Genomic DNA, 21,155 nt, shown 5'->3' with positions numbered 1-21,155 from the left:
AAAGAAACGAGGTGGTCTCCCCGCATACTGTCTGGAGCCAGAACTATCTTTCAATATTTTCTTCAAACCAGCGCACGATATGACTGAGGCGTCTGGTGCGAAGATGAGGGTTGCCGCTTCTGGACAGATTATGGTCTGCGCCCGGGAAGCGGATCAATTGAGTTTTCTTACCGAGCCGCTTCAAGGCAACAAACATTTGCTCACCCTGCTCAATAGGACAGCGCATGTCCTGCTCGCCATGGAGAATGAGGAGCGGTGTGTTTACATTTTTCACATAGGCCAGAGGTGAATGCTTCCACAGCTTTTCAAGATCATCCCATGCGTTACCCCAGATTTGATCCTCGGTGAAGTGATATCCGATATCGCTTACGCCGTAGAACGAAAGCCAATTCGAGATAGAACGCTGAGTGACAGCAGCCTGGAAGCGGTCCGTATGTCCAACGATCCAGTTGGTCATAAAGCCGCCGTAGCTGCCCCCGGTTACGCCCAGACGGGAGCCGTCCACATACGTGTAGGTTTCCAGCACATAGTCCGTGAAATCCATTAGATCCTGATAATCGCGTCCGCCGTAGTCTCCACGAACCGTGTTGACATGGTCCTGGCCGTAGCCGTGTCCGCCGCGCGGATTCGTATAGAATACAGCAAAGCCCGCTGCGGCAAGCAGCTGGAATTCATGCATGAACGTATGACCGTACATGACCTGCGGACCGCCGTGGATTTCGAGAACGCCAGGGACCTTGGAGCCTTCCTGGAAGCCGGTTGGCTTCATGATCCATCCCTGCATCGGCCAGCCGTCGCCAGCCCGGAATTGGAACTCCTCCGGCTCGCTGAGCTCAAGCTCGCTCCAAAGCTCTTGATTGCACTCGGTCAGGCGGGTTTCCGTACCGCTGGCCAGCTCCATCCGGAACAGATCCCCTGGATGCAACGGATCAGCTGCTGCGAATATTAAACCGCCATTTGGCGTCAGGGCGAATTGGTAGATTTCGCGGTCACCGCCGGCAATGATCTCAAAGTCCGAGCCATTCAGGGCAAAGCGAGCGATTTCCACACGGCCATTTTGGCTGACCTGGATATAAACGGACTGTTTATCCTGGCTGTATACAGGCGGTGTTCCGGCACCGGAGCGCATGTCGCTGACGCAGCTGTGGCCGATCTGAATGTCCAGATCCGTGTAGAGGGCTCGGTATTCGCCGCCAACGGCCGGAATGAGATAGATGCGGGTCAGTGTGGCATAACCGCAGGACATATCGTCAGCGAGCATCAGAATAGACTGGCCGTCAGGTGTGTAGCCGACATATCCGATGCTGATTTTACCGTCTGTAAGCTGGCGGGCTGCGCTGCCTTCGCGGTCGGTAACGTACAAATCGTTCGTTGGTCTAAGATCAGGGTCGGTAATATCCTCGGTAGGAAGCTCCGCTGTATAAGCAATTTGGGCACCGTCAGGCGACCAAGCGAAGGAGCCGACATCAAATGCTCCCGAAGTAATCTGTTTGCTGCTTTTTGCCGCGATATCAAAAACGAATAAATGAGTTCTGCGGCTGCCCATCAGGCCGGTTCCGTCAGCTTTATAGCGGATACGGTCGATAATTTTCTCTTCAGGCAGTTTTGGTTCATCTTTGGCTGCGTTTGTCTCTTCTATTTCATCAGGCGCTTCCGCCTTAAGCAGCAGGGCTGTTCCATCAGGCGACCACTTGTATGCGCTTACGCCGTGTTTAAGCTCGGTAACGGCCTGTGCTTCACCACCATGTGCAGGCAGCAGCCATACTTGGCGAGCGTCACCCTTTTTACGGAGAAAAGCGAGGTGCGAACCGTCCGGAGACCACTGCGGGGTTCCATCCTGCTCACCTGCGGTAAATGGAACATCACCGCTGCCATCCGGATGAATCAGACGGATCTGGGTTATATATCCGCCATGCTTGGTGTTGACTGATTTGAGTATGTACGCAGTCGCACCGTTTTCAGGAGAAACTGCCGGGTCACTAACCCATTGCATACGATGCAGATCCTCGGCTGTCATCACGCGTTTTTCACTCATTGAAATAGACCTCCCATAGAAAAAATAAACAATAGCTTGTGTTCATTATCCCAGAGACTGGATGGTAAATCCATCCCGAGCGGATGAAGCCGGGGGTATAAAGCGTTATTTATTCTTTATTTACGCTTCTGAATCCAGGCGGCAATATCAGAGATGAGTTCAGAAGATACATTGGAGGGCTTCACATATTCTGCTCCGGTAGAAATACCATCATAGTTTGCAAGCAGATGGTTCATATGCGGATAAGATTTGAATTCGACGCCGCTGCGGTCTTTCAGAGCGCTTTCCCACTGTGTAAATTGTTTCATTGTTACCTGCCAGTCATTTTCTCCCTGAAGGATCAGCATCGGTGTATGCTGCTTTTGTGCGAGAGCGGTTGGCTTGTAGTTCTTCTGCTCAAACCACCAGTAGGCAGGGGAGAGCGGGAAATTCTCAGGCATATGGTCCACCGTATACTGCGGATCATTAACAAGATTGGCAATGCCGGTCCAGACAGCTGCCTGCTGTTCATATGGAGTCGTGTCCTGGCCCAATTCTTTGATGCGTGCCACCAGCTCCTGCTGCTGTTCGATCAGGGTATCCGTAAAACTCGAACCCGGGCCGGAGAGCAGAATGGCGCCGGCAATATCATGATCCTGATCGGCATCGATAATTAGCGGCATGACAAAGCCGCCTTGGCTGTGACCGGCAACAAAGACATGCTCCGCGTCTATCTTCAGTGATTGTTTCAGCAGTTTGACTGCGGATATGGCGTCGTTCACGGTTTCCTTTTTCAGCGTTAACTTGGGATCACCTGCGATCTTAAACGTATGCTCATACGTCACCTTGTCATAGCGCAGGACTGCAATCCCTTTTGCAGCCAGGCCAACGGCCAAATCTCGGAGCGGCTTGGCGGCTCCGATAGAGCTGTCGCGGTCCTGAGGGCCGGAACCGTGAACAAGGACGACCGCAGGGAACGGACCATCGCCTAGAGGCAAGGTCAGGGTACCTGGCAGTGCGAGGTCCCCAGTTCCAATACGTATCTCTTGTTCGGTATAGACTGCAGGATTGTCATACGCAGGCTTTTGGTATCCTGCGGCGCTGGCAGGGGTGATAAGCATATCATCCACCAATCCGCTGGTGCTCAGCCGGAGTGTGATGTTCAGAGGGATCTGGCCCATTTGCACGGAGTAGTTTACGTTATGATGAACTGCGTTGTCTTGTTCCGTTTTGAGAGTCTTGCCAGATTCAGCTTTGCCGTACAACTGCTCATAATTGCTCCACAGCATATTCAGAGCTTGCACCGGCAGGGCTTTTTTGAGCGTAGGGCTCATATCATCAGCGGCTTTCGTGCCATTGCCGGCTTGGAGCTCCTTGAAGAAGGAATCTGCCTTGTTATCTGAATCGGGTGAATCACTCAAGCTGCCACTGCTGGCTGAGGCTTCCCCAAATATGCCGGGTAGAAAAGCCGCGGGGACCAATGTTCTTCCAGCAACGAGGCGGACGGAGCCGCCTACCTGTACGGTTTTGCCGTTGAGTACGCCTTGATTCCCGCCCGGAGTAATAACCAGTGTCTGGTCGCCCTTATTCAGCGTGATGGTATGAGCAGACTGATCCCACTGAATCTGTACATTAAGCTTTTCGGCAATGTCACGTACGGGGGTATAGGATGTTTCCTCCTGGGAGTCCGAAGCTGCAGCAACTGCTGGTATGGAGAGGGCAAGAACGAGAGAAGCAGCTGCCGCCTTGTTGATTTTTGAAGGCTTTTTCATGATATAAAATCCTCCTCGAGAGACGTTTAAGGTCTCTTTTATTTTTCCTATCCTGCAACTTCACTTCAGGGAAAGTATATTACCCTGCAAAAAAGCCAACGGCAGTGATCACAAGCAACGTAATTACAAATACCATCCAGGCCGTAGGACGGGCGAAGTTCACTGTCCAGCCGATCCCCATCCGTTTTTCTACAAACAGGGCCGGGTCACCGGGATTAAAATAGATGAAGCCCAGCTTCCAGAAGCGGTCATCGCCGAAGGCGGAGGTGCCCGTACTCAATGGATGCCCGATGCGACGGCCTCCCTGGCCTGTGGTAAAGGAGAGGATCAAAGCCATAACGACGATCAGAGAGGGCATCAGCAGCGTAACTAGCAATACGATGCTTGCATGCAGTTCAAATATCATATTCAGCTGGACAAACGAAAGCAGAAGCACCATCATCATGGCGGCCACTGCGCAGAACATGGACCATCTGAGACGGAAGACGGCATTCCGCTGAACCGATTGTTCCGGGTGATCCGGATTGATCTGCTGTTTGCTTTTGAGAATCATCCGGTTGATGAATATAAAGAGGGCAATCATGACCAGCTGCATCAGGTTGGGTCCCAGCACGGTCCGGATGGACTTGGCGGCGGAACGGGTCACCTCACCCTGCCAATCGAACTTCATGGGAAGATTGGCAGGGAAACGGTCGTAATATACGAGCGCCAGAATGGTACTGATCAGCATAACGCCAAGATGAAGCACATACCATTTGTTTGAAATCGTCATTTTGCGGCTGCGGAATTTCGTATCAATCGCAATTTTGCCAGTTTTCAATGTGGCCGGAGGCAAGGATGATTTCACTTTTTTCATCTTCAGATAATATGTCAGATTGATAACTGCGGAACAAACGATCACTACAGTGATATATGACGACAGGACGTATGCCAGGCCTTTTTCGTCAGTTCCCAGCAGGACGAGCAGGCATGCCAGAAGCAGCAGGGTATAGAGGATGCCGCTGATCCAGGCGTATTGCTTCCGCATCTGGCGGAGCTGCGGACTGTGGTACATCTCCTCGCTGACCGATATGCCGAAGCTAACCGTTTCCCTGCTGAGAAATGGCATGGCAATCATTGTGATGGAGATGGGGATGAACATGACAACAGTCATTAAAGCGGATATCCAGAACATTACGCATTCTCCTTTTCACCGTGTAAAATGTCATCATAAAGCGATTCTACGATTTGGAGCAGGCGCTCTTTGTCCATGCTCCGGCAGATGGACTCAGCGATCATCGGTCTGAGCTGTTCGGCCTGCTTTTGTTCATACTCGGGGGTTATGCCAGGCATGCCCTCCGGATTAACAACGACTCCTTTTTGCCGGTGTATTTGAATAAAACCTTCCTGCTTCAGCAATGTGTAAGCCTTGTTAATGGTATGCAGGTTGACGCCGATATCCGAAGCCAGGCTCCGCACGGAGGGCAGGTCTTCTCCCGGCTTGAGTTCACCGCCGGCAATGCCTTCAATTATCTGGTTCATCAGCTGCGTATATATGGGGAGATCTGACTGCATATCCAGACGGATGATCATAGGACGGTCCTTCTTTCAGCAATAAATTTTAATGATTGATCTGTTATACTACAAATATAACAGATAGAACGATATCATGTAAATAGACAAAAGATGCGCGTACATAAAAAAAGAGCGACTGCCAAATGCAGACGCTCTTTTACAATATGAATCTTATGGGTGGAAGGGGGGCCACTCATAAGGAGGGATATGTGCGCTTCATCTTTTCGTTAACGCTTTTGATTTAATTTCTCCGTAAGAACCTCTTTGAAGGTCAATGGCTTATCGATGGAGTTATCCTTCTTCTGCACTGCAGTGACCTGGGGTCTTGGATAGGCATGGTGAAAGGGCATCATTTGCGGAACGTTCATCAATTTCTCTCCTCCTCTTGCAGGTCCTCTAATTCTTCGTCCTTAAAGCTTATGTATGCAGTAGCGTGATCTTGTTGATCGGCTCTTATTTTCTTTACCCGCCTCATTCTTTTCTTAAACGGAATATCTGGATTTTGGGAGAATGGTCATGTGATTTTAGGGCTGATGGATGAGTATAGGACCGAAGATCCAGCTCCGGAAAAAAGGATATTGCTACGACACTTTATGTCATACCGCATGCCATATAATGGTCATGTAACCAGGAACAATTATTGAAATGAGGTTGAAAAAACAATGGCAAAAACCAAAAGAGGACGTATTCTCTGGAGTCTCCCATCCAGAGGCCGAGGAACATGTCCCGTTTGTGACAGTAAACGGATCAAGCTGCTGTATACGCGTACCACTACGGACGGTTCATCGCTCAAGGTATGCAAGAAATGTTTTAATGCCGTTCAAGAGAGAGTCGATGCTGCGACAGTTTATGGTAAAGACTGAAGGTCCGGTACCGGAGCCAAGTTCCAGCATGAGCTGGTAAGTATCGGGTGTAAAAAAATGGCTTGAATCCCAAGGCCTGCAGATGCTTCAATAGAAGCTGCAGGGTTCCAAGTACGATAGGAGGGCGGCCGACATATGAGCAACATGCATAGAATTCACTGGTTTGACCAGCGGATCAGGGAAGGGCATTATCCGAGCAGCAAGGATATTGCCCTCCAGTTTGAAATATCCAGGAGGCAGGCGCAGCGGGATATCGAGTACCTGGCGGTCTCCCTGCGGGCTCCGCTTCTCTACATAGCCAAGCACCGCGGTTACTGCTACGAAGATAAAACATATGTGCTGCCGCATTTATATATGACGGAAGAAGAGAAGGAAGTACTGAAGTTTTTGGCGCGGAAATACGGCCAGTTCAGCAGTGATCACCCATCCAGTGTTCAACGGGTCGCGCATCTGCTCAGCAGGTTTACAGGAGAGGAAAAACCGGAAACGCTAAACCGCCTGCCGGTATTTGAGGCGAATCCACGCCTGATTCAATACAGCGGACAGCTCTCGTTTGCCATTTCACACAAGAGGATCGTACATATCCACTACAGGCATGAGGCCCAGGAAAGCCGTCTGGATATTTGTCCGGTGCAGCTGGTTTCCAAATATAATGCCGATTATGTCGCAGCCTGCAACAGTACAGACGGTAGCAGGCAGCAGCTCTTCAGGCTGGACAGCATTGTGAGCTTGCATGTGACTGCCCATGTTTTCGATGCAGCAGAAGAGCCGGAGGGTACCTGTGAGCATCCTGGACTTCCAGCCATAAAGCCTTTTACGGCAAGACTCAAGCTGGATACAGGACTTCAAGGAAACACATGGAATGGATATCCTGCACGGCCTGCGGGCGAGCTTCTTTATGATATTGAATTTTATGACGCCGATTCGTTCATGCAGCAGCTTCTGCATGAACCATGGCGGAGGCTGGATTCGCCCAGATGGCTGAAGGTAAAGCTGCAGGCTCGGTGTGAGCAGGTATTGAGATGCTTAAATGGAGAGGAGGAGCCGTCTTGTCTAACGTGATTCTTCATGATCTGGTCATGAAAAGAGAATCGAAGACTTTTACAGATAGTATGTATGCGATTCTTACTGCAGCAGGGCTATTTACGGGGCCTAAGTATATGCTCTCCGCACTGAGCGGTATGGCCTTTATATTCACGGTACACGAACGGCTGCGGCCGCACTCCGTTACGGCATACGGACAATGGGGGACGGTTCATAAACGCGCTGCCGACAGCCTAGGGGTATTTACGGTAACGGATGCAGGCCGGACAAGGCATCCTACTTTTCAGAGCTATCAACAGGATGCTGTTCAATGGATTAAATCGAGCCTTGACCAAGGAATCGGAGCGATTTACTGGATTCCTGAATTCGGAGTCATTTACGGTTACGATGATGATGATCGAATTTTTTATGTGCAGGATGGTAGCTCCGGGGAAAGCGGGATTGTGCTGTATGATAATTTCGGGCTGAATTTCACGCCTTTTTGGTATGCGCAGATTTTTGGGGGAAAGGTGAAGATTCCGGCCGAAGATATGGTGCTTGAAGCAATCCGTATGGCACTGGATGACTGGGAAGCTCCTTATTCAGTGTTACCGGATCGCAGCATTGCTTCCGGGAGAATGGCCTACTCGTATTTGATCCAGGCGCTGGAGCAAGGAGATTATGATGCGTATGGGGCGGTTTATATTTTAGATACATACCGGGGCTCCAGAAGGGAGATCATGCTATTTTTGCGTGAAGCAAGATTGTTTTTTCCTGAATTGGAAGAAGCGCTCATGATGTATGAACAACTTGCAGATTTATCCACAGGCTTGGAGTCATGGATCAGCTGTGGTTCCGAGAACAGAGCAATTAACCGCAGCGATATCCCTTCTCTGGTTGAAATGCTGACAGAGGCTAAAGAATTGGAGGAGCATGCGATGCGTACTTTTCGTAGTATTTCGGGACGGTATCCGGATTTGAACCGTTCAACGGTTCCCCGGTGGGGGCTTAGTTCCGCAAGGTAAGGCAAATAGGGGGAGAAGATATGGGGAAAATGCTGCTTAGGGGATTGCACATGACAATCGATTCCAGATCCTATATCGACGCAATGCATGCAGTTCTGGCTTATTCAGGGTTAACGTCGTATTCCAAGGCGGTATTGTCCGGAATGACCGTAACCGGCTTCCGGTTCGTGGTCAATCGGCGGCTAACCTCTGAATCGGCAACCGCATACAACTGGATGGCTGAAAATTTCCTTGCTGCGGATTTTGTAGGTGTGACGGCTTCACAATCTGCAGGTTTTTCATTTCAACCAACCTTTCCGTTGTATCAAAATCAGGCGTTATTCGATGTGAAGGCTTCGATTGATCGGGGGATCGGAGCGGTATTCTGGAAGGAACGTTTCGTGATTGCCACTGGCTATGATGATGATGAGGGAATGCTTTATTATGATGATGGTGCCGGTCTTGGTACGCAGCGGATACCGTATGGAGAGTTTGGAATCAACCGTTCTCCTTACTGGTACTACCAGGTATTTGAAGGGCGGATTAAGCTGGACCCCGTTGAAGTATATAAGGAATCGCTCGTGCAGGCTGTATACAAGTGGGAAACGCATGATATCATGCTGCCTGAAATCGAATATGCCTGCGGGTCGGAAGCCTATGAAGCCATCAAGCAGGCATTAATAAACCATGACTTCGAGCCGCGTCAGGCTTATGAAACTTTCCGGTGTTATGCAGCTGCCAAGGGGGATATCAGTGAGTATATGGATATTTTGCAATCCTTCTGGCCTGAGCTTGGTGCTGCAGCGGAAGCTTACCGTGAGGCAGCGATTTCTTTTCATGCGGTGGCAGAGATGATGACCGAGCATGGATGCTTAACGGAATTAACAGATGAGCTGCGTATCCAAAGTCTTGTTCACTTGTTTGATGGAGCGCAGCGTGCGGAGCAACGGGCAATCGACCACATCAAAACGTTTATGCAAGAGCGGATCGACAACCGTTTTGATAACATTGGCTTGCGATAGACAGACAACAAAAAAAGGCGCTTCTTGAGCCACTTCCATGGCTCAGGAACGCCTTTTTCTATTTGAATCGTAATTCTTTAGACGGATTATTGATTAGCGATCATTTGACGAAGCACCGTTTGCAGAATACCACCGTTGTGGTAGTAGTCCACATCCACCATGCTGTCCAGACGCGCAGTTACCGGGAATTCGAACTTCGTACCGTCTTCGCGGATTGCCATAACGGTCAGGTTTTCACCTGGCTTCACGTCATTGCTCAGTCCAACGATATCGAAGGTTTCTCTGCCGGTCAGACCGAGGCTCTTCCAGCCATGGCCTTCCTGGAACTGCAGTGGGAGAACGCCCATGCCAACCAGGTTACTGCGGTGGATACGCTCGAAGCTCTCAGCGATAACCGCTTTGACGCCGAGGAGGAAAGTACCTTTTGCTGCCCAGTCACGGGAGCTTCCTGTACCGTATTCCTTGCCTGCGATCACGACGAGGTTGCGGTCACCATTTTGATACTTCATGGAAGCATCGTAAATGGACATCACTTCATCCGTAGGCAGGTAAGTGGTTACGCCACCTTCGGTTCCAGGGGCAACCTGGTTACGGATCCGGATGTTGGCGAATGTGCCGCGCATCATCACTTCATGGTTACCACGACGGGAACCGTAAGAGTTAAAGTCTTTGCGCTCTACGCCATGCTCTTTCAGGTAGAGACCTGCAGGGCTGGTTGGCGAGATGTTGCCGGCAGGAGAAATATGGTCCGTGGTTACGGAATCTCCCAGAAGGGCAAGTACGTTTGCGTCTTTGACATCCTTGATGTCGTTCAGCTCGGTGCCCAGGTTTTCGAAGAACGGAGGGTTTTGGATATAAGTGGAGTTTTCATCCCACTCATACAATTCGCCCTCCGGAACCGGAATCGCGTTCCAGCGTTCATTGGCCGTAAATACGTTCGCATATTTCTGACGGAACATTTCCGCGTTCAGGGACAAGCTGATCGCTTCTTTGATTTCTTCGGAAGATGGCCAGATATCTTTCAGATATACAGGCTCGCCCTGTTGGTCATGACCGATCGGATCGTTTTGCAGATCGATGTTTACGGTTCCTGCCAGCGCATATGCAACCACGAGTGGAGGCGAAGCCAGGTAGTTGGCTTTAACCTGTGCATGGACGCGGCCTTCAAAGTTACGGTTACCGGACAGAACGGCAGCTACCGTCATGTCGTTGTCAGCAATTGCCTGGCTGACTTCATCCGGCAGCGGACCGGAGTTACCGATACATGTCGCACAGCCGTAGCCGGCTACATAGAAGCCGAGAGCTTCCAGGGAATGCAGCAAATCAGCTTTTTTCAGGTACTCGGTCACAACCAGAGAGCCTGGTGTCAAGCTGGTCTTCACATAGCCAGGAACAGTCAGACCACGTTCAACCGCTTTTTTGGCCAGGAGACCTGCGCCCAGCATAACGCTCGGATTGGAAGTATTGGTACAGCTTGTAATTGCCGCGATCACGACCGCGCCCGTACCCATTTCACTGGTAGATCCGTTTTTATGCTTAACGGTTACTTTTTCTTCGATTTTGGCATCACTCAGACCGTATCCGCCTTTTTCAATCGGTGTACGGACGATGTCATTGAAGGCATGCTTCATGTTCGTCAGCTCAATGCGGTCCTGCGGACGTTTAGGTCCTGCAAGGCTCGGTACAACGGAAGCCAGATCGAGTTCGATAACATCCGTAAACTCAGGATCTTCTGTGTTTGCTGTACGGAACATGTTTTGTGCTTTGTAGTAAGCTTCAACCAGCTCGATTTGCTCATCGGAGCGGCCGGTGTTGCGCAGGTAAGCCAGCGTTTCGCTGTCAACCGGGAAGAAGCCGATGGTTGCGCCGTATTCCGGTGCCATATTTGCTACGGTCGCGCGGTCTGCCAGACTGATGTTGGAAAGGCCAGGGCCGAAGAATTCTACGAATTTACCGACAACGCCTTTTTTGCGCAGCAATTCTGTAACCGTCAGCGCAAGGTCAGTTGCTGTCGAGCCTTCAGTCAGGCTGCCTGTCAGCTTGAAGCCGATAACATCAGGCGTTACGAAGTACAGCGGTTGTCCGAGCATGCCTGCTTCGGCTTCGATACCACCTACACCCCAGCCCACAACGCCAAGACCGTTGATCATGGTCGTATGGGAGTCCGTACCTACGAGGGAGTCAGGGTAAACGACGGTTTCACCGTCAATGGTTTTGGTTGCTGCAACAGATGCGAGATACTCCAGGTTAACCTGGTGAACGATACCCGTAGCTGGCGGCACCGCACGGAAGTTGTTGAATGCGGTTTGAGCCCAGCGCAGGAAGCGGTAACGTTCCTCGTTGCGTTCGAATTCAACTTCCATGTTATAGTTCAGCGCTTCGCCATTGCCAAACGCATCGACCATAACGGAGTGGTCAATCACGAGATCAACCGGTACGAGCGGGTTGATACTCTTCGGATCCCCGCCGGATTTCTTCACGGTGTCGCGCATTGCTGCAAGGTCTACAACGACCGGTACGCCGGTAAAGTCCTGGAGGACAATACGTGCAGGAATGAAAGGAATTTCCTTGTTGTGGTCAAGACCTTCGTTCCATTTAGCCAATTGGTTAACATGCTCCTCGGTAATCGCACGTCCGTCGAATTGACGAATTGCTGCTTCCAAAAGTACTTTAATGGAGAATGGGAGTTTGGAAATGCTGCCGAGTCCTTGTTCTTCTAGAGCCTGCAGGCTGTTGTAGCGGTAGCTTTTGCCGCCGACTTCCAGACTGCGGACGGTATTAAACTGATCCTTTGCTGTCATACATGTACCTCCTTGAGAATGTGATCTGATGAACATTTCAGGTGAGGATGGCTTGGGTGATGAGCGATAAGGGCAATCACTTTGCCGTTCCTTGTTTCACTAGATGAAACATAATTTCAAAATAGTGAGGTTTGCTTTAAGTATACCGTTTACAAGCCGTAGAGTAAAGAACTTTTTGAGTCTATTTATATGAAACGAAAGGATGGATTTCTGTACCGGGAAGAATGCCTCCAAGGTGCTCAAATCCTTGCGGTGCCAATGGTTTTGGAACACAGAACCACTGCATATATTCTTTCCTTGATGCCTCCTGTATAAAACCTTAAATCAACTGCAGTTCATAGCGGCTCGTTTATTTTCATATATGTATAAATAAGAAGCTGTTTGACCACTGGGATGGACGATCTTTAGGGGTTAAATGGCTGCCAGTAACGGAAATGAGAGGGGAATAGAGCGGATGGATAAGGAATGGAAACAGACACTCTACACCTATGTGAATCAATATAACCAGCTCCAAATTGATTACAGATCCCAGCATGCACAGCAGGTCGTCACCGATCCGTCATACCTGATGGCCAGGGCAGAACGTTCCTCCAGACTCTCACAGTGGTATGAGGAGCGGGGAGCGCGCCCCCTGCGCAGTGAAACACGGGCCAAGCTGCAGCGGACCATTCGCGATACGCCGGATGAGGCGGTCATTGATGTGCAATTGTATGTGCAGCTTTTTTATGAAAAAGGCGGCGTCAACCACATGGAGGAAATGATTCAGAGGGAGCGCCTTACCCTGATCCGCGACGGGGATGATTGGGTAATCGTTTCCGTAGAGCATCTTTCCCCCGAAAAGCATCCGGTGGCAGCCGGTGCCAACGCTCCCGGAGGACCGCAGGACTATGCTTATCATTCGCATAACAGCAGTCCGCAGCCGTATTTGAACTCTTACATCCTGCAGGGGGGCGGAACAGGCCGAAAGTCGATCAAGTACCGGCGGGAGGAAGCCGCTGCATACGCTGATAAATGGTGGAATGCCTATAATCCGGAATTTGCCGAATTCGATGTGGATTGCACGAGTTATGTCTCGCAATGTCTCTTTGCAGGGGATGCGCCAATCAACTATACTGGTAAAAGAGAAGCGGGCTGGTGGTACAAAGGATATGTGGGCGGCAAGGAATGGTGGAGCTACAGCTGGGCTGTCTCGAACGCATTGGCCAGATACCTTACGGCAAGCACATGGGGAATCCGTGGTGAAATTGTGGAGCGTCCCGAACAGCTGATGCTGGGCGATGTCATTTTCTATGACTGGGATGGGGATGGTTCCTTCCAGCATTCGACAATTGTGACCGCTTTCGATGCTGGCGGACAGCCGCTCGTGAACGCACATACGGTCAGCAGTAAACACCGTTATTGGGATTATAAGGATTCCTATGCTTGGACCGAAAATACCGTATACCGTTTTTTGCATATTCCGGACTACTTCTAGAGCGTTATAATGGTTAAAGAGTACGACAGCAGGAGCAGCCTGCAATACAGTGAAAAAGAGAGAGGTTAGGCATGGGGAACAACAAAACAACCGTAGGCCTTGTATACGGCGGCAAATCAGGCGAACACGAGGTATCGCTGCAGACGGCTTTTGCGGTCATGAACGCCTTTGATTATGATAAATACGAGCTGATTCCGTTCTACATCACGAAACAGGGGGAGTGGAAAAAGGGCAGCACACTTTCCGCACCGCTCGAAAAGCTGGAGAAGCTGAAGCTGGAGCATGACAGTGAAGGAACCGAAGGAGCGCTCAGCGCTATTTTCAGCCGTTTGTACGGCGGAGATGCGACGGTCGATCTGATGTTTCCGCTTCTTCACGGGACATTTGGCGAAGACGGGACGATCCAGGGCCTGTTTGAAATGGCAAATGTGCCGTATGTAGGCGCAGGGGTGCTGGCATCCGCGGCCGGTATGGATAAGGTCGTGATGAAAAAGCTGTTCGCACAGGCGGGCCTTCCGCAATGCGGCTTCAGCTACTTTACCAAACCTCAATGGGAACGTAACAGCTTTAATCTGATCATGGGCGTGGAGGATGACTTGGGCTACCCATGTTTCGTCAAACCGGCCAATCTTGGATCAAGCGTCGGGATTTCCAAGGCCAAAAACCGTGAGGAACTAGAGCGTGCGGTTGAAGTTGCCTTCCGTTATGATGTGAAGGTTATTGTGGAGGAATTCGTGGATGCGCGCGAAGTAGAGGTCGCTGTTCTAGGCAATCAGGAACCAATGGCTTCCGTACCGGGTGAAATCGTATCCTCTGCTGATTATTATGATTATGCGGCGAAATATACCGATGGTCAGTCGGAGATGGTGATTCCGGCAGCAGTGGATTCAGAAGTGGCGGACCGTCTGCGTGAATCGGCCCTTATTGCATTCCAAGCCATTGAAGGCAGCGGCATTACGCGGGCGGATTTCTTCCTGCGTAAATCCGACGGCGCAATATTAATTAATGAAGTCAATACGATGCCGGGCTTTACGCCTTACAGCATGTATCCGCTGCTGTGGCGGGAGACGGGTCTCAGCTACCGGGCTCTGCTGGACCGGATGATTGAGCTGGCTCTGGAGCGTTATGAAAGCAAGCAGGCACTCAGTTATACAAACGAACCGTAACCATAGCGTTTTAAGATAGCAGTATTCAGGAGGTGTCCGGCCGGCTCAGCAAGAGGCCGGGCATCTTTTCATAAAGGATTTGCAAAAATTGCTGAATATGAGAAGGAGGTGCCATAGATGGGGTTTCAAACCGAATTCAATTCTGTTTGCAAGTTCAAGAGCGAGCAGGAGCTGTATGAGCTCATGGAATACGGGCGCGGCAAAATGGTCAAGCAGGGCTTTCGCGTGTTTCCTACAGGCCAAAAGGTCATCGCTTATACGCCGGATAATGCTGCAGTAGCCATCGTCAAAATCGTAGGCTGCATAGCGGAAATTAATTTTCAGGGTCAGGAAGTCACCGAGGTTGAGATGGAGCTGATCCGCAAGCTGAACGAAGAGGAATCGCGGATCCAGACGGATTTGGCTTATGAGATGTTTTTTGGGGAACATAATCCTTAAGGTGTTACTAACTTGAGACCATAAGGAGTAGAGAAATCATGATCGTCAGGTTCGGCTATGTCGCAATGTCTATGCTTATCAAGGACTCGTCTCCATCCAAAACGATGACGATGGCGAGCTTCAGCAAGTTGAGTGACCGGGAAGCAGCGGTTCGCAAGCTGGAGCGGATTGCGGAAGGGAATTTGCATAATACGCTCCGGCTGCTGAAGCATAATAATGGTAATGACATTCAGCTGTACCGGTTCTCATCCAAGTTGATTCCTCTGGCCACGCATGATGATTTAAGGGACTGGGATCCGTTTGTTGCGCTGAAGGAGGCTTTTGCCGAGGTCGGGCGGTATGTCCGTGATCATGAGATGAGGGTGTCTTTTCATCCGGATCATTTCACCGTGCTCAGTACGCCCCGGCAGGAGGTTCTGAAGAATTCTATCCGTGACCTTCGTTATCATGTGAAAATGCTTAAGGCCATGGGGCTGAATGCAACTGCCAAGAACAATATTCACATCGGTGGAGCCTATAAGGACAAGCTTTCCGCAGCTGGACGGTTCAAGGAGCATTTTGCCGGACTCGATCCTGATATTCAGGAACGTCTTACCCTTGAAAATGACGATAAAACCTTCACAGCTGTTGAGACCCTAGAGGTATGTAAGTCGACCGGACTGCCGATGGTGCTGGATATTCATCATCACTGGGTGAATAATGATGGCGAGAAGGCGTGGGAGTTATGGCCTGAAATTTTGCAGACCTGGAATGGATCGCTCGCTCAAGCCGATGCTGATTCAGACAAGCCGCTGCCGCCCAAGATACATATTTCCAGCCCGAAAAGCGAAAGCGATCCGCGCAGTCATGCCGATCTGGTTGATCCCGGTCCTTTGCTTTCGTTTCTGCGTGAAATCGCCGGCAGTACAACTGCGGTTGACGTGATGATTGAGGCCAAGAGCAAGGACGTCGCCTTGTTTAATCTGATGAAACGTTTAGCTGATTATTCTCAGGATGGCGTCAAAGTTCTGGATGGAGCGAGTGTGGAAATCTCGGGCTGATCCGCAACAAGGACGGCTAAGTTTCAGTTTGCCGGAAGGATGCCCCCGAGGCGGCTGTGGTTTTTGCCTTCAGCTGCCAATTTGGGCGAAACTTTAAATCTTTCATTACGTATATTTTTAGAAGAATTAAATTTAAAAGAATGGGGCTTATAAGGAGCCCGGGTAGATGTTGACGATAACACAGAAAGTAGAGTGAGCGCTTTGAACCAAGAGGATAAGACTCCTTATGTCGTGACGAGCAAAAGCTATACCGCTGTGGCGATAAATGCCGCTTCCAAGGCGGGTGAATGGATTAAAAGCAGATTGGGTACCGTAACACAATTAAATACCAAATCCGCTGTGAGTGACCTGGTGACGGAAGTGGACAAGGGAGCGGAGCAAATGATCCGCAAGCTGATCTTCACCCATTTTCCGGATCACGCGCTTCTCGGTGAGGAGGGCGTGGAGCCTGGACCGGAAGCTTCCGCCCAAGCGCTTGAGAAAGTTGCGGATGAAGAGTATTTGTGGATTGTAGATCCCGTTGATGGAACCACCAATTTTGTGCATGGTTTCCCGTTCTTTTCCGTTTCTATTGCACTTGCACATAAGGGTGAGATCATTGTCGGCGTGATCTATGACCCTTCACGAGATGAGATGTTTGTAGCCGAGAAGGGAAAAGGAGCCTATGTTCATGGCAAACGCATGAATGTATCCAGTGAGACTGAACTGAGCCAAAGTTTGTTAGCTACCGGTTTCCCGGTGGGGCGCGACACGACGCTTCCGGTTAATATGGCTGGTCTTGCACATCTGGCACCCAAGGTTCGCAATATCCGTTCGGGGGGCTCGGCAGCGCTGCATCTGGCATACGTGGCCGCAGGCCGGTTGACTGGTTTCTGGGAAATCGGACTTAATTCCTGGGATATCGCCGCAGGAGCGCTGATGGTAACGGAATCCGGCGGACAAATCACCGATACGATAGGCAGCCCATATTCCCTCGGTGTACGTCATATTGCCGCAACAAACGGAGCTGTACATGCAGAGCTGGTGCAGGCTTTGAAAGAGGCTGCTGCCACCGGACTTGAAGAAAAGTAACGGAATCGTACATTTGTATGGTACCGTTTCAATCCGCATAACACAGGGTAAACATATCGCACGGCGCCCACGGGCGCTGTTCAATCGCAAAGGAGTGTCTGGCAATGAGTGAAAATCACGACTTGGAGCGACAGCTCAGTGAGATGCTAACCGAAGGCGAGATGGAAGATCTGCAAAACCGCAAGGATCAGGAGCGGGAGCTCATCTCACCCCGATATGAAGTGCGGATTCAGACCCAATTGGATCCGATTGTGGAAGAAACATGGAAATACCGCAGCATGGCACGCGAGCTGGATGACCGTTATGACCGCTATCTGGACAAAACAAAGCACGCGGGCACGGAGTCCAAACCAACAGATGAATAAAAATGTAATCTAAATAAGCAAAGCCTTTATGAAGCGCAAGTGATGCGATTTCATGAAGGCTTTTTTTAGTGCCGTAATAATTTCAACCTTAAATCGAAATATTGTCTCCTCAAAATTTGCTGCCCTCTCCGGTAGACTAAATCTTGTAAACGTCAAACCTATTTTCGAGAGGGGTAAAGAGCAATGAAACGAGGTAAGAAATGGCCAATGCTGCTGCTATCGCTGATGCTGACGGCATCACTCGCCGCATGTGGAGGAAAGAGCAGTACGCAGGACACCCAGACTCCTGAGAAGACGACAGATAATACAACCACGCAAACCGAAGATACAAAGAAGGATTCCGGCGAAAAGGTGGAGCTGAGCTTCTGGTCGCTTGGCACAACCAACTATGAGGAGCTTGGCAAAGAATACACCAAAGAGCATCCAAATGTAACGATTAAATTTCAAAATACCTCCGACCAGACCGCTCACCATAACAATCTGACTACTGCGCTGTCCGCAGGCTCGGGTGCGCCTGACATCTTCATGCTTGAAATCGGCTTCATGGAGCGCTTTATCGGCGCCGAGGATAAATTTTATAACCTGAATGATTTAGGGGCTAAAGATATTGCCGGCAACTATCTGGACTGGAAATGGAAACAGGGTTCTTCCAAGGACGGCAGCTTCCAGATCGGTCTTCCGACAGATATTGGTCCGACCGTTGTATACTACCGCACGGATCTCGCTGAGAAAGCCGGACTTCCAACCGAACCGGATGCGTTTGGCAAAGAAATCGATACATGGGATAAATTCGCCGCTGTGGCGAAGCAGTTCAAGGACAAGACAGGCAAACCGTTTGCTGACCTGACCGATCTGGTCTATAACGGTATCCGCGACCAATCCGAAGGTGAAATCTACTTCAGCAAAGAGGACGGCTCCTTCATCGGCGATAAAAACCCGCAGGTGAAGAAAGCATTTGACTTTACGGTCAAAGGAATCCAGGAAGGCTGGATCGGCAACACGCTGCTATGGTCTCCTGAATGGGGCCAAGCAACGAATGACGGTGGATTCGACGTTATGCTCGGCCCGGCATGGATGGCAGGCAACATCAAGAGCAACGGTCCGGACTCCTCAGGCAAATGGAGAATTACCCAGCTTCCTGAAGGTGCTGGCAACTGGGGCGGTTCGTTCCTGACGCTGCCGAAGCAGGGTAAGCATTCGAAGGAAGCCTACGAATTCATTTCCTGGCTGGACGACAAGGAGAATCAGCTTGAATCATTTAAGACAAAAGGTCTGATGCCTTCCATTCCTGCTCTGTATACGGATGAAGCCTTCACAGGCTTTAAAGATGATTTCTTTGGCGGCCAGGCAACGGCTGTTGAATATGGTAAAGCTGCACAACGCGTAAAACCTGTATACTATGGCCCGCTGCATGACCAAGTTGACACCTTCTTCAAGGATGCGCTCAAGAACGTTCTCGAGAAAAAGGCAGACCCGGCGAAGGAATGGGACGCGGCCGTTGAGAAGGCGAAGACGCTCGCAGCGCGTAGTTAATAAGGATACATCTAACGTGAGATGAGTGGTAAGCCAGTATCATCCCGAATCCGCAGGTTGGAGGGCAGCCGCCCTCTCCGGCGGATTCGGATTATTCCCTATACTTCATGGAGGTGCGTCATGGCAGAACCCGTAACCGCTGTACAAACCGTTTCAGCAGGCAAGCGGCCTTTCTGGACTGAACAAAGGCGGAGCCGGTTAACGGCCTACACGTTTATATCGCCCTTTTTTATTTTGTTTGCCATCTTTGGCTTGTACCCGATCTTTTTTACGATTTACTTATCCTTTTTCAAGTGGGATGCGCTTGGACCGATGAAATATGTCGGTATGAAAAACTATGATCTGGTCACCAGTGACCCGATGTTTTGGACTTCATTCACGAACACGCTCATTATGGGCGTCATGGGAACAATCCCGCAGCTGATCATCGCGCTGTTGCTGGCCGTCATGCTGAATTCAGCCATGACCCGTTTCAAGAAAACGTTCCGGGTCCTCTTTTTCATGCCCAATATTACTTCGATTGTGGCTGTTACCCTCGTGTTCAGTACGCTGTTCGGCAATAACGGCATGGTCAACTGGCTGCTGCATCAGTTTGGAATGGAGAGCATGGCCTTTAACTCCGGCTGGTGGGGCGTTAAGATCGCTATCTCCACCATGGTGATGTGGCGCTGGACGGGCTACAACGCCATTATCTTCTTATCCGGTCTTCAAAGCATACCTTTGGACTTGTATGAGGCGGCACGCATCGACGGCGCAAACCGGCGTCAGCAGCTGGCCTTTATCACGCTGCCGCTCCTGAAGCCGTTCATCGTTTTCGTAACATTGATCTCGACCATCGGTTCACTGCAGCTCTTTACGGAGCCTTATGTGTATCTTGGACAATCGGGAACAGGCTCCACACGTCAGGAAGGCATTACCATGGTAACCTATCTGTACAGTGAAGCATTCCGCAATGGCTTCTTCGGTACAGCAGCGGCTACGGCCGTGATGCTGTTTATCATCACCATCATTTTCTCCATGATCAATATGTGGGTATCGGGCCGTATGGAAGGCGACACAGGAGGTGGCAAGGCATGAGTTCGAATTCTTGGGCTGGCTCCTCCAGAGCACCTGGCGATGCCGGGTTTATCAGCAAAACAGTATTCTATATCCTGCTTATTATCGGAGCGCTGGCATCCATATTCCCGTTCTACTGGATGTTTGTCATTGCGACGAATGACCGCGGCGCCGTATTCCATATTCCGCCTTTGCTGACGATTGGCGGCGAGTTCTTCAATAACTTTCAGCGCGTACTGGAGCGGACGGATTTCTTCAGGGCACTGTTTAACTCCCTGTTCGTGTCGTCCATGGTGACGATTTCCGTAGTTTTCTTCTGTACGCTAGCGGGTTACGCTTTTGCTAAATATGAGTTTCCGTTTAAAACGGCTTTATTTTACTTTGTCATCGCGACATTGTTTGTACCTTCCCAGCTGAGCGTGCTGCCAACGTATATCATTATGGCGAAGCTGCACTGGATCGACACTTACCGGGCATTGATCGTGCCAGCGATGGTGAATGCCTTCGGTATCTTTTGGATGAGACAATATGTGTCCACGGCGGTGCACTCGGAGCTGATTGAATCCGGAAGGATTGACGGTGGCGGGCATTTCCGGATTTTCTGGAATATCGCTATTCCAGTCATTACACCGGCAATGGCGACGCTGGGCATCCTGAATTTCATGAATGTGTGGAATGACTTCTTCTGGCCTTTGGTGGTGCTGAAGAACAGCGAGCACTTCACGATTCAAATTGCGCTGCAGCAGCTATTTTCCAACCGCGACGGTCTGGACTACGGCATGATTATGTCCGCAACCTTCACAGCCACACTGCCGCTGCTCGTCGTATTCCTGCTGTTCAGCCGCTGGGTCATTGCCGGTCTGACCTCTGGTGCGATCAAAAGTTGAGCTGCTTCTTATTCTTTCGTTCCATCTATTTCATGCAAGGAATTATAAACATCATGAAGAATAATAGAGTAA

At 50.3% G+C, this 21,155-nt stretch carries 19 protein-coding genes; 13 read left to right on the top strand and 6 right to left on the bottom strand.

Features of this window, described 5'->3' with window-relative positions; genetic code table 11:
- Positions 1–43: 43 nt before the first annotated feature.
- The 5 genes from KJS65_RS15845 to KJS65_RS15825 form a co-directional block, all read right to left on the bottom strand.
- Complete coding sequence (locus tag KJS65_RS15845) at positions 44–2,035, bottom strand: alpha/beta hydrolase family protein (protein WP_213650889.1); 1,992 nt, start codon at positions 2,033–2,035, stop codon at positions 44–46.
- Between the two features lie 116 nt (positions 2,036–2,151).
- The gene (locus KJS65_RS15840) at positions 2,152–3,786 is read right to left on the bottom strand and encodes an alpha/beta fold hydrolase (RefSeq protein ID WP_213650888.1); all 1,635 of its coding nucleotides are present in this window, start codon (positions 3,784–3,786) and stop codon (positions 2,152–2,154) included.
- Between the two features lie 79 nt (positions 3,787–3,865).
- A complete protein-coding gene (locus KJS65_RS15835; protein WP_213650887.1) occupies positions 3,866–4,960 on the bottom strand; it encodes a DUF1648 domain-containing protein in 1,095 nt (364 codons plus the stop codon).
- Positions 4,960–5,358 (bottom strand): GntR family transcriptional regulator, encoded by a 399-nt coding sequence (locus KJS65_RS15830; RefSeq protein WP_213650886.1) that lies wholly within the window; start codon positions 5,356–5,358, stop codon positions 4,960–4,962. Before KJS65_RS15830 ends, KJS65_RS15835 begins: the two co-directional genes overlap by 1 nt.
- A gap of 209 nt (positions 5,359–5,567) precedes the next feature.
- Positions 5,568–5,708, bottom strand: a complete 141-nt coding sequence (locus KJS65_RS15825; RefSeq protein ID WP_213650885.1) for a hypothetical protein — start codon at positions 5,706–5,708, stop codon at positions 5,568–5,570.
- A 294-nt stretch (positions 5,709–6,002) separates the two neighbouring features.
- On the opposite strand from KJS65_RS15825, the gene KJS65_RS15820 reads away from it, so the two are divergent.
- The 4 genes from KJS65_RS15820 to KJS65_RS15805 all read left to right on the top strand — a co-directional run bounded on the left by KJS65_RS15820 (position 6,003) and on the right by KJS65_RS15805 (position 9,252).
- Positions 6,003–6,203, top strand: coding sequence for a hypothetical protein (locus KJS65_RS15820; protein ID WP_213650884.1), 201 nt, complete (start codon positions 6,003–6,005; stop codon positions 6,201–6,203).
- Positions 6,204–6,338: 135 nt separating this feature from the next.
- Positions 6,339–7,265: a helix-turn-helix transcriptional regulator gene (locus KJS65_RS15815; RefSeq protein ID WP_213650883.1), complete on the top strand. Its 927-nt coding sequence runs from the start codon at positions 6,339–6,341 to the stop codon at positions 7,263–7,265.
- Entirely contained in the window at positions 7,262–8,251 is a 990-nt protein-coding gene (locus tag KJS65_RS15810) for a BtrH N-terminal domain-containing protein (protein ID WP_244864629.1), read from the top strand. The genes KJS65_RS15815 and KJS65_RS15810 overlap by 4 nt, the downstream gene beginning before the upstream one ends.
- A gap of 20 nt (positions 8,252–8,271) precedes the next feature.
- Positions 8,272–9,252 carry a hypothetical protein gene (locus tag KJS65_RS15805; protein ID WP_213650881.1) on the top strand — a complete coding sequence of 327 codons (981 nt, stop codon included), beginning with the start codon at positions 8,272–8,274 and terminating at the stop codon, positions 9,250–9,252.
- Positions 9,253–9,338: 86 nt separating this feature from the next.
- Here the strand turns inward: KJS65_RS15805 and acnA are convergent, their stop codons facing one another.
- The gene (gene acnA, locus KJS65_RS15800) at positions 9,339–12,053 is read right to left on the bottom strand and encodes an aconitate hydratase AcnA (RefSeq protein ID WP_213650880.1); all 2,715 of its coding nucleotides are present in this window, start codon (positions 12,051–12,053) and stop codon (positions 9,339–9,341) included.
- Between the two features lie 454 nt (positions 12,054–12,507).
- Between acnA and KJS65_RS15795 the strand changes: the two genes are divergently transcribed.
- From KJS65_RS15795 to KJS65_RS15755, 9 genes are all read left to right on the top strand, one after another.
- Positions 12,508–13,527: an amidase domain-containing protein gene (locus tag KJS65_RS15795; RefSeq protein ID WP_213650879.1), complete on the top strand. Its 1,020-nt coding sequence runs from the start codon at positions 12,508–12,510 to the stop codon at positions 13,525–13,527.
- A 71-nt stretch (positions 13,528–13,598) separates the two neighbouring features.
- A complete protein-coding gene (locus KJS65_RS15790; protein WP_213650878.1) occupies positions 13,599–14,693 on the top strand; it encodes a D-alanine--D-alanine ligase in 1,095 nt (364 codons plus the stop codon).
- A gap of 117 nt (positions 14,694–14,810) precedes the next feature.
- Positions 14,811–15,131: a hypothetical protein gene (locus KJS65_RS15785; protein WP_213650877.1), complete on the top strand. Its 321-nt coding sequence runs from the start codon at positions 14,811–14,813 to the stop codon at positions 15,129–15,131.
- A 38-nt stretch (positions 15,132–15,169) separates the two neighbouring features.
- Positions 15,170–16,171 (top strand): UV DNA damage repair endonuclease UvsE, encoded by a 1,002-nt coding sequence (gene uvsE / locus KJS65_RS15780; RefSeq protein WP_213650876.1) that lies wholly within the window; start codon positions 15,170–15,172, stop codon positions 16,169–16,171.
- Positions 16,172–16,372: 201 nt separating this feature from the next.
- Complete coding sequence (locus tag KJS65_RS15775) at positions 16,373–17,242, top strand: inositol monophosphatase family protein (protein ID WP_213650875.1); 870 nt, start codon at positions 16,373–16,375, stop codon at positions 17,240–17,242.
- Between the two features lie 104 nt (positions 17,243–17,346).
- Positions 17,347–17,607: a hypothetical protein gene (locus KJS65_RS15770; protein ID WP_213650874.1), complete on the top strand. Its 261-nt coding sequence runs from the start codon at positions 17,347–17,349 to the stop codon at positions 17,605–17,607.
- Between the two features lie 183 nt (positions 17,608–17,790).
- Entirely contained in the window at positions 17,791–19,140 is a 1,350-nt protein-coding gene (locus tag KJS65_RS15765) for an ABC transporter substrate-binding protein (protein WP_213650873.1), read from the top strand.
- A gap of 120 nt (positions 19,141–19,260) precedes the next feature.
- Complete coding sequence (locus KJS65_RS15760) at positions 19,261–20,217, top strand: carbohydrate ABC transporter permease (protein ID WP_136608853.1); 957 nt, start codon at positions 19,261–19,263, stop codon at positions 20,215–20,217.
- On the top strand, positions 20,214–21,083 hold the full coding sequence (locus KJS65_RS15755; protein ID WP_136608852.1) for a carbohydrate ABC transporter permease: 870 nt from the start codon (positions 20,214–20,216) through the stop codon (positions 21,081–21,083). Before KJS65_RS15760 ends, KJS65_RS15755 begins: the two co-directional genes overlap by 4 nt.
- The last annotated feature ends 72 nt before the right edge of the window (positions 21,084–21,155 follow it).

The organism is Paenibacillus sp. J23TS9 (genome assembly GCF_018403225.1).
Lineage (GTDB): Bacteria > Bacillota > Bacilli > Paenibacillales > Paenibacillaceae > Paenibacillus_AQ.
Note: the sequence above shows the minus strand (reverse complement) of the source record. Positions and strands in the feature narration are given on the sequence as shown.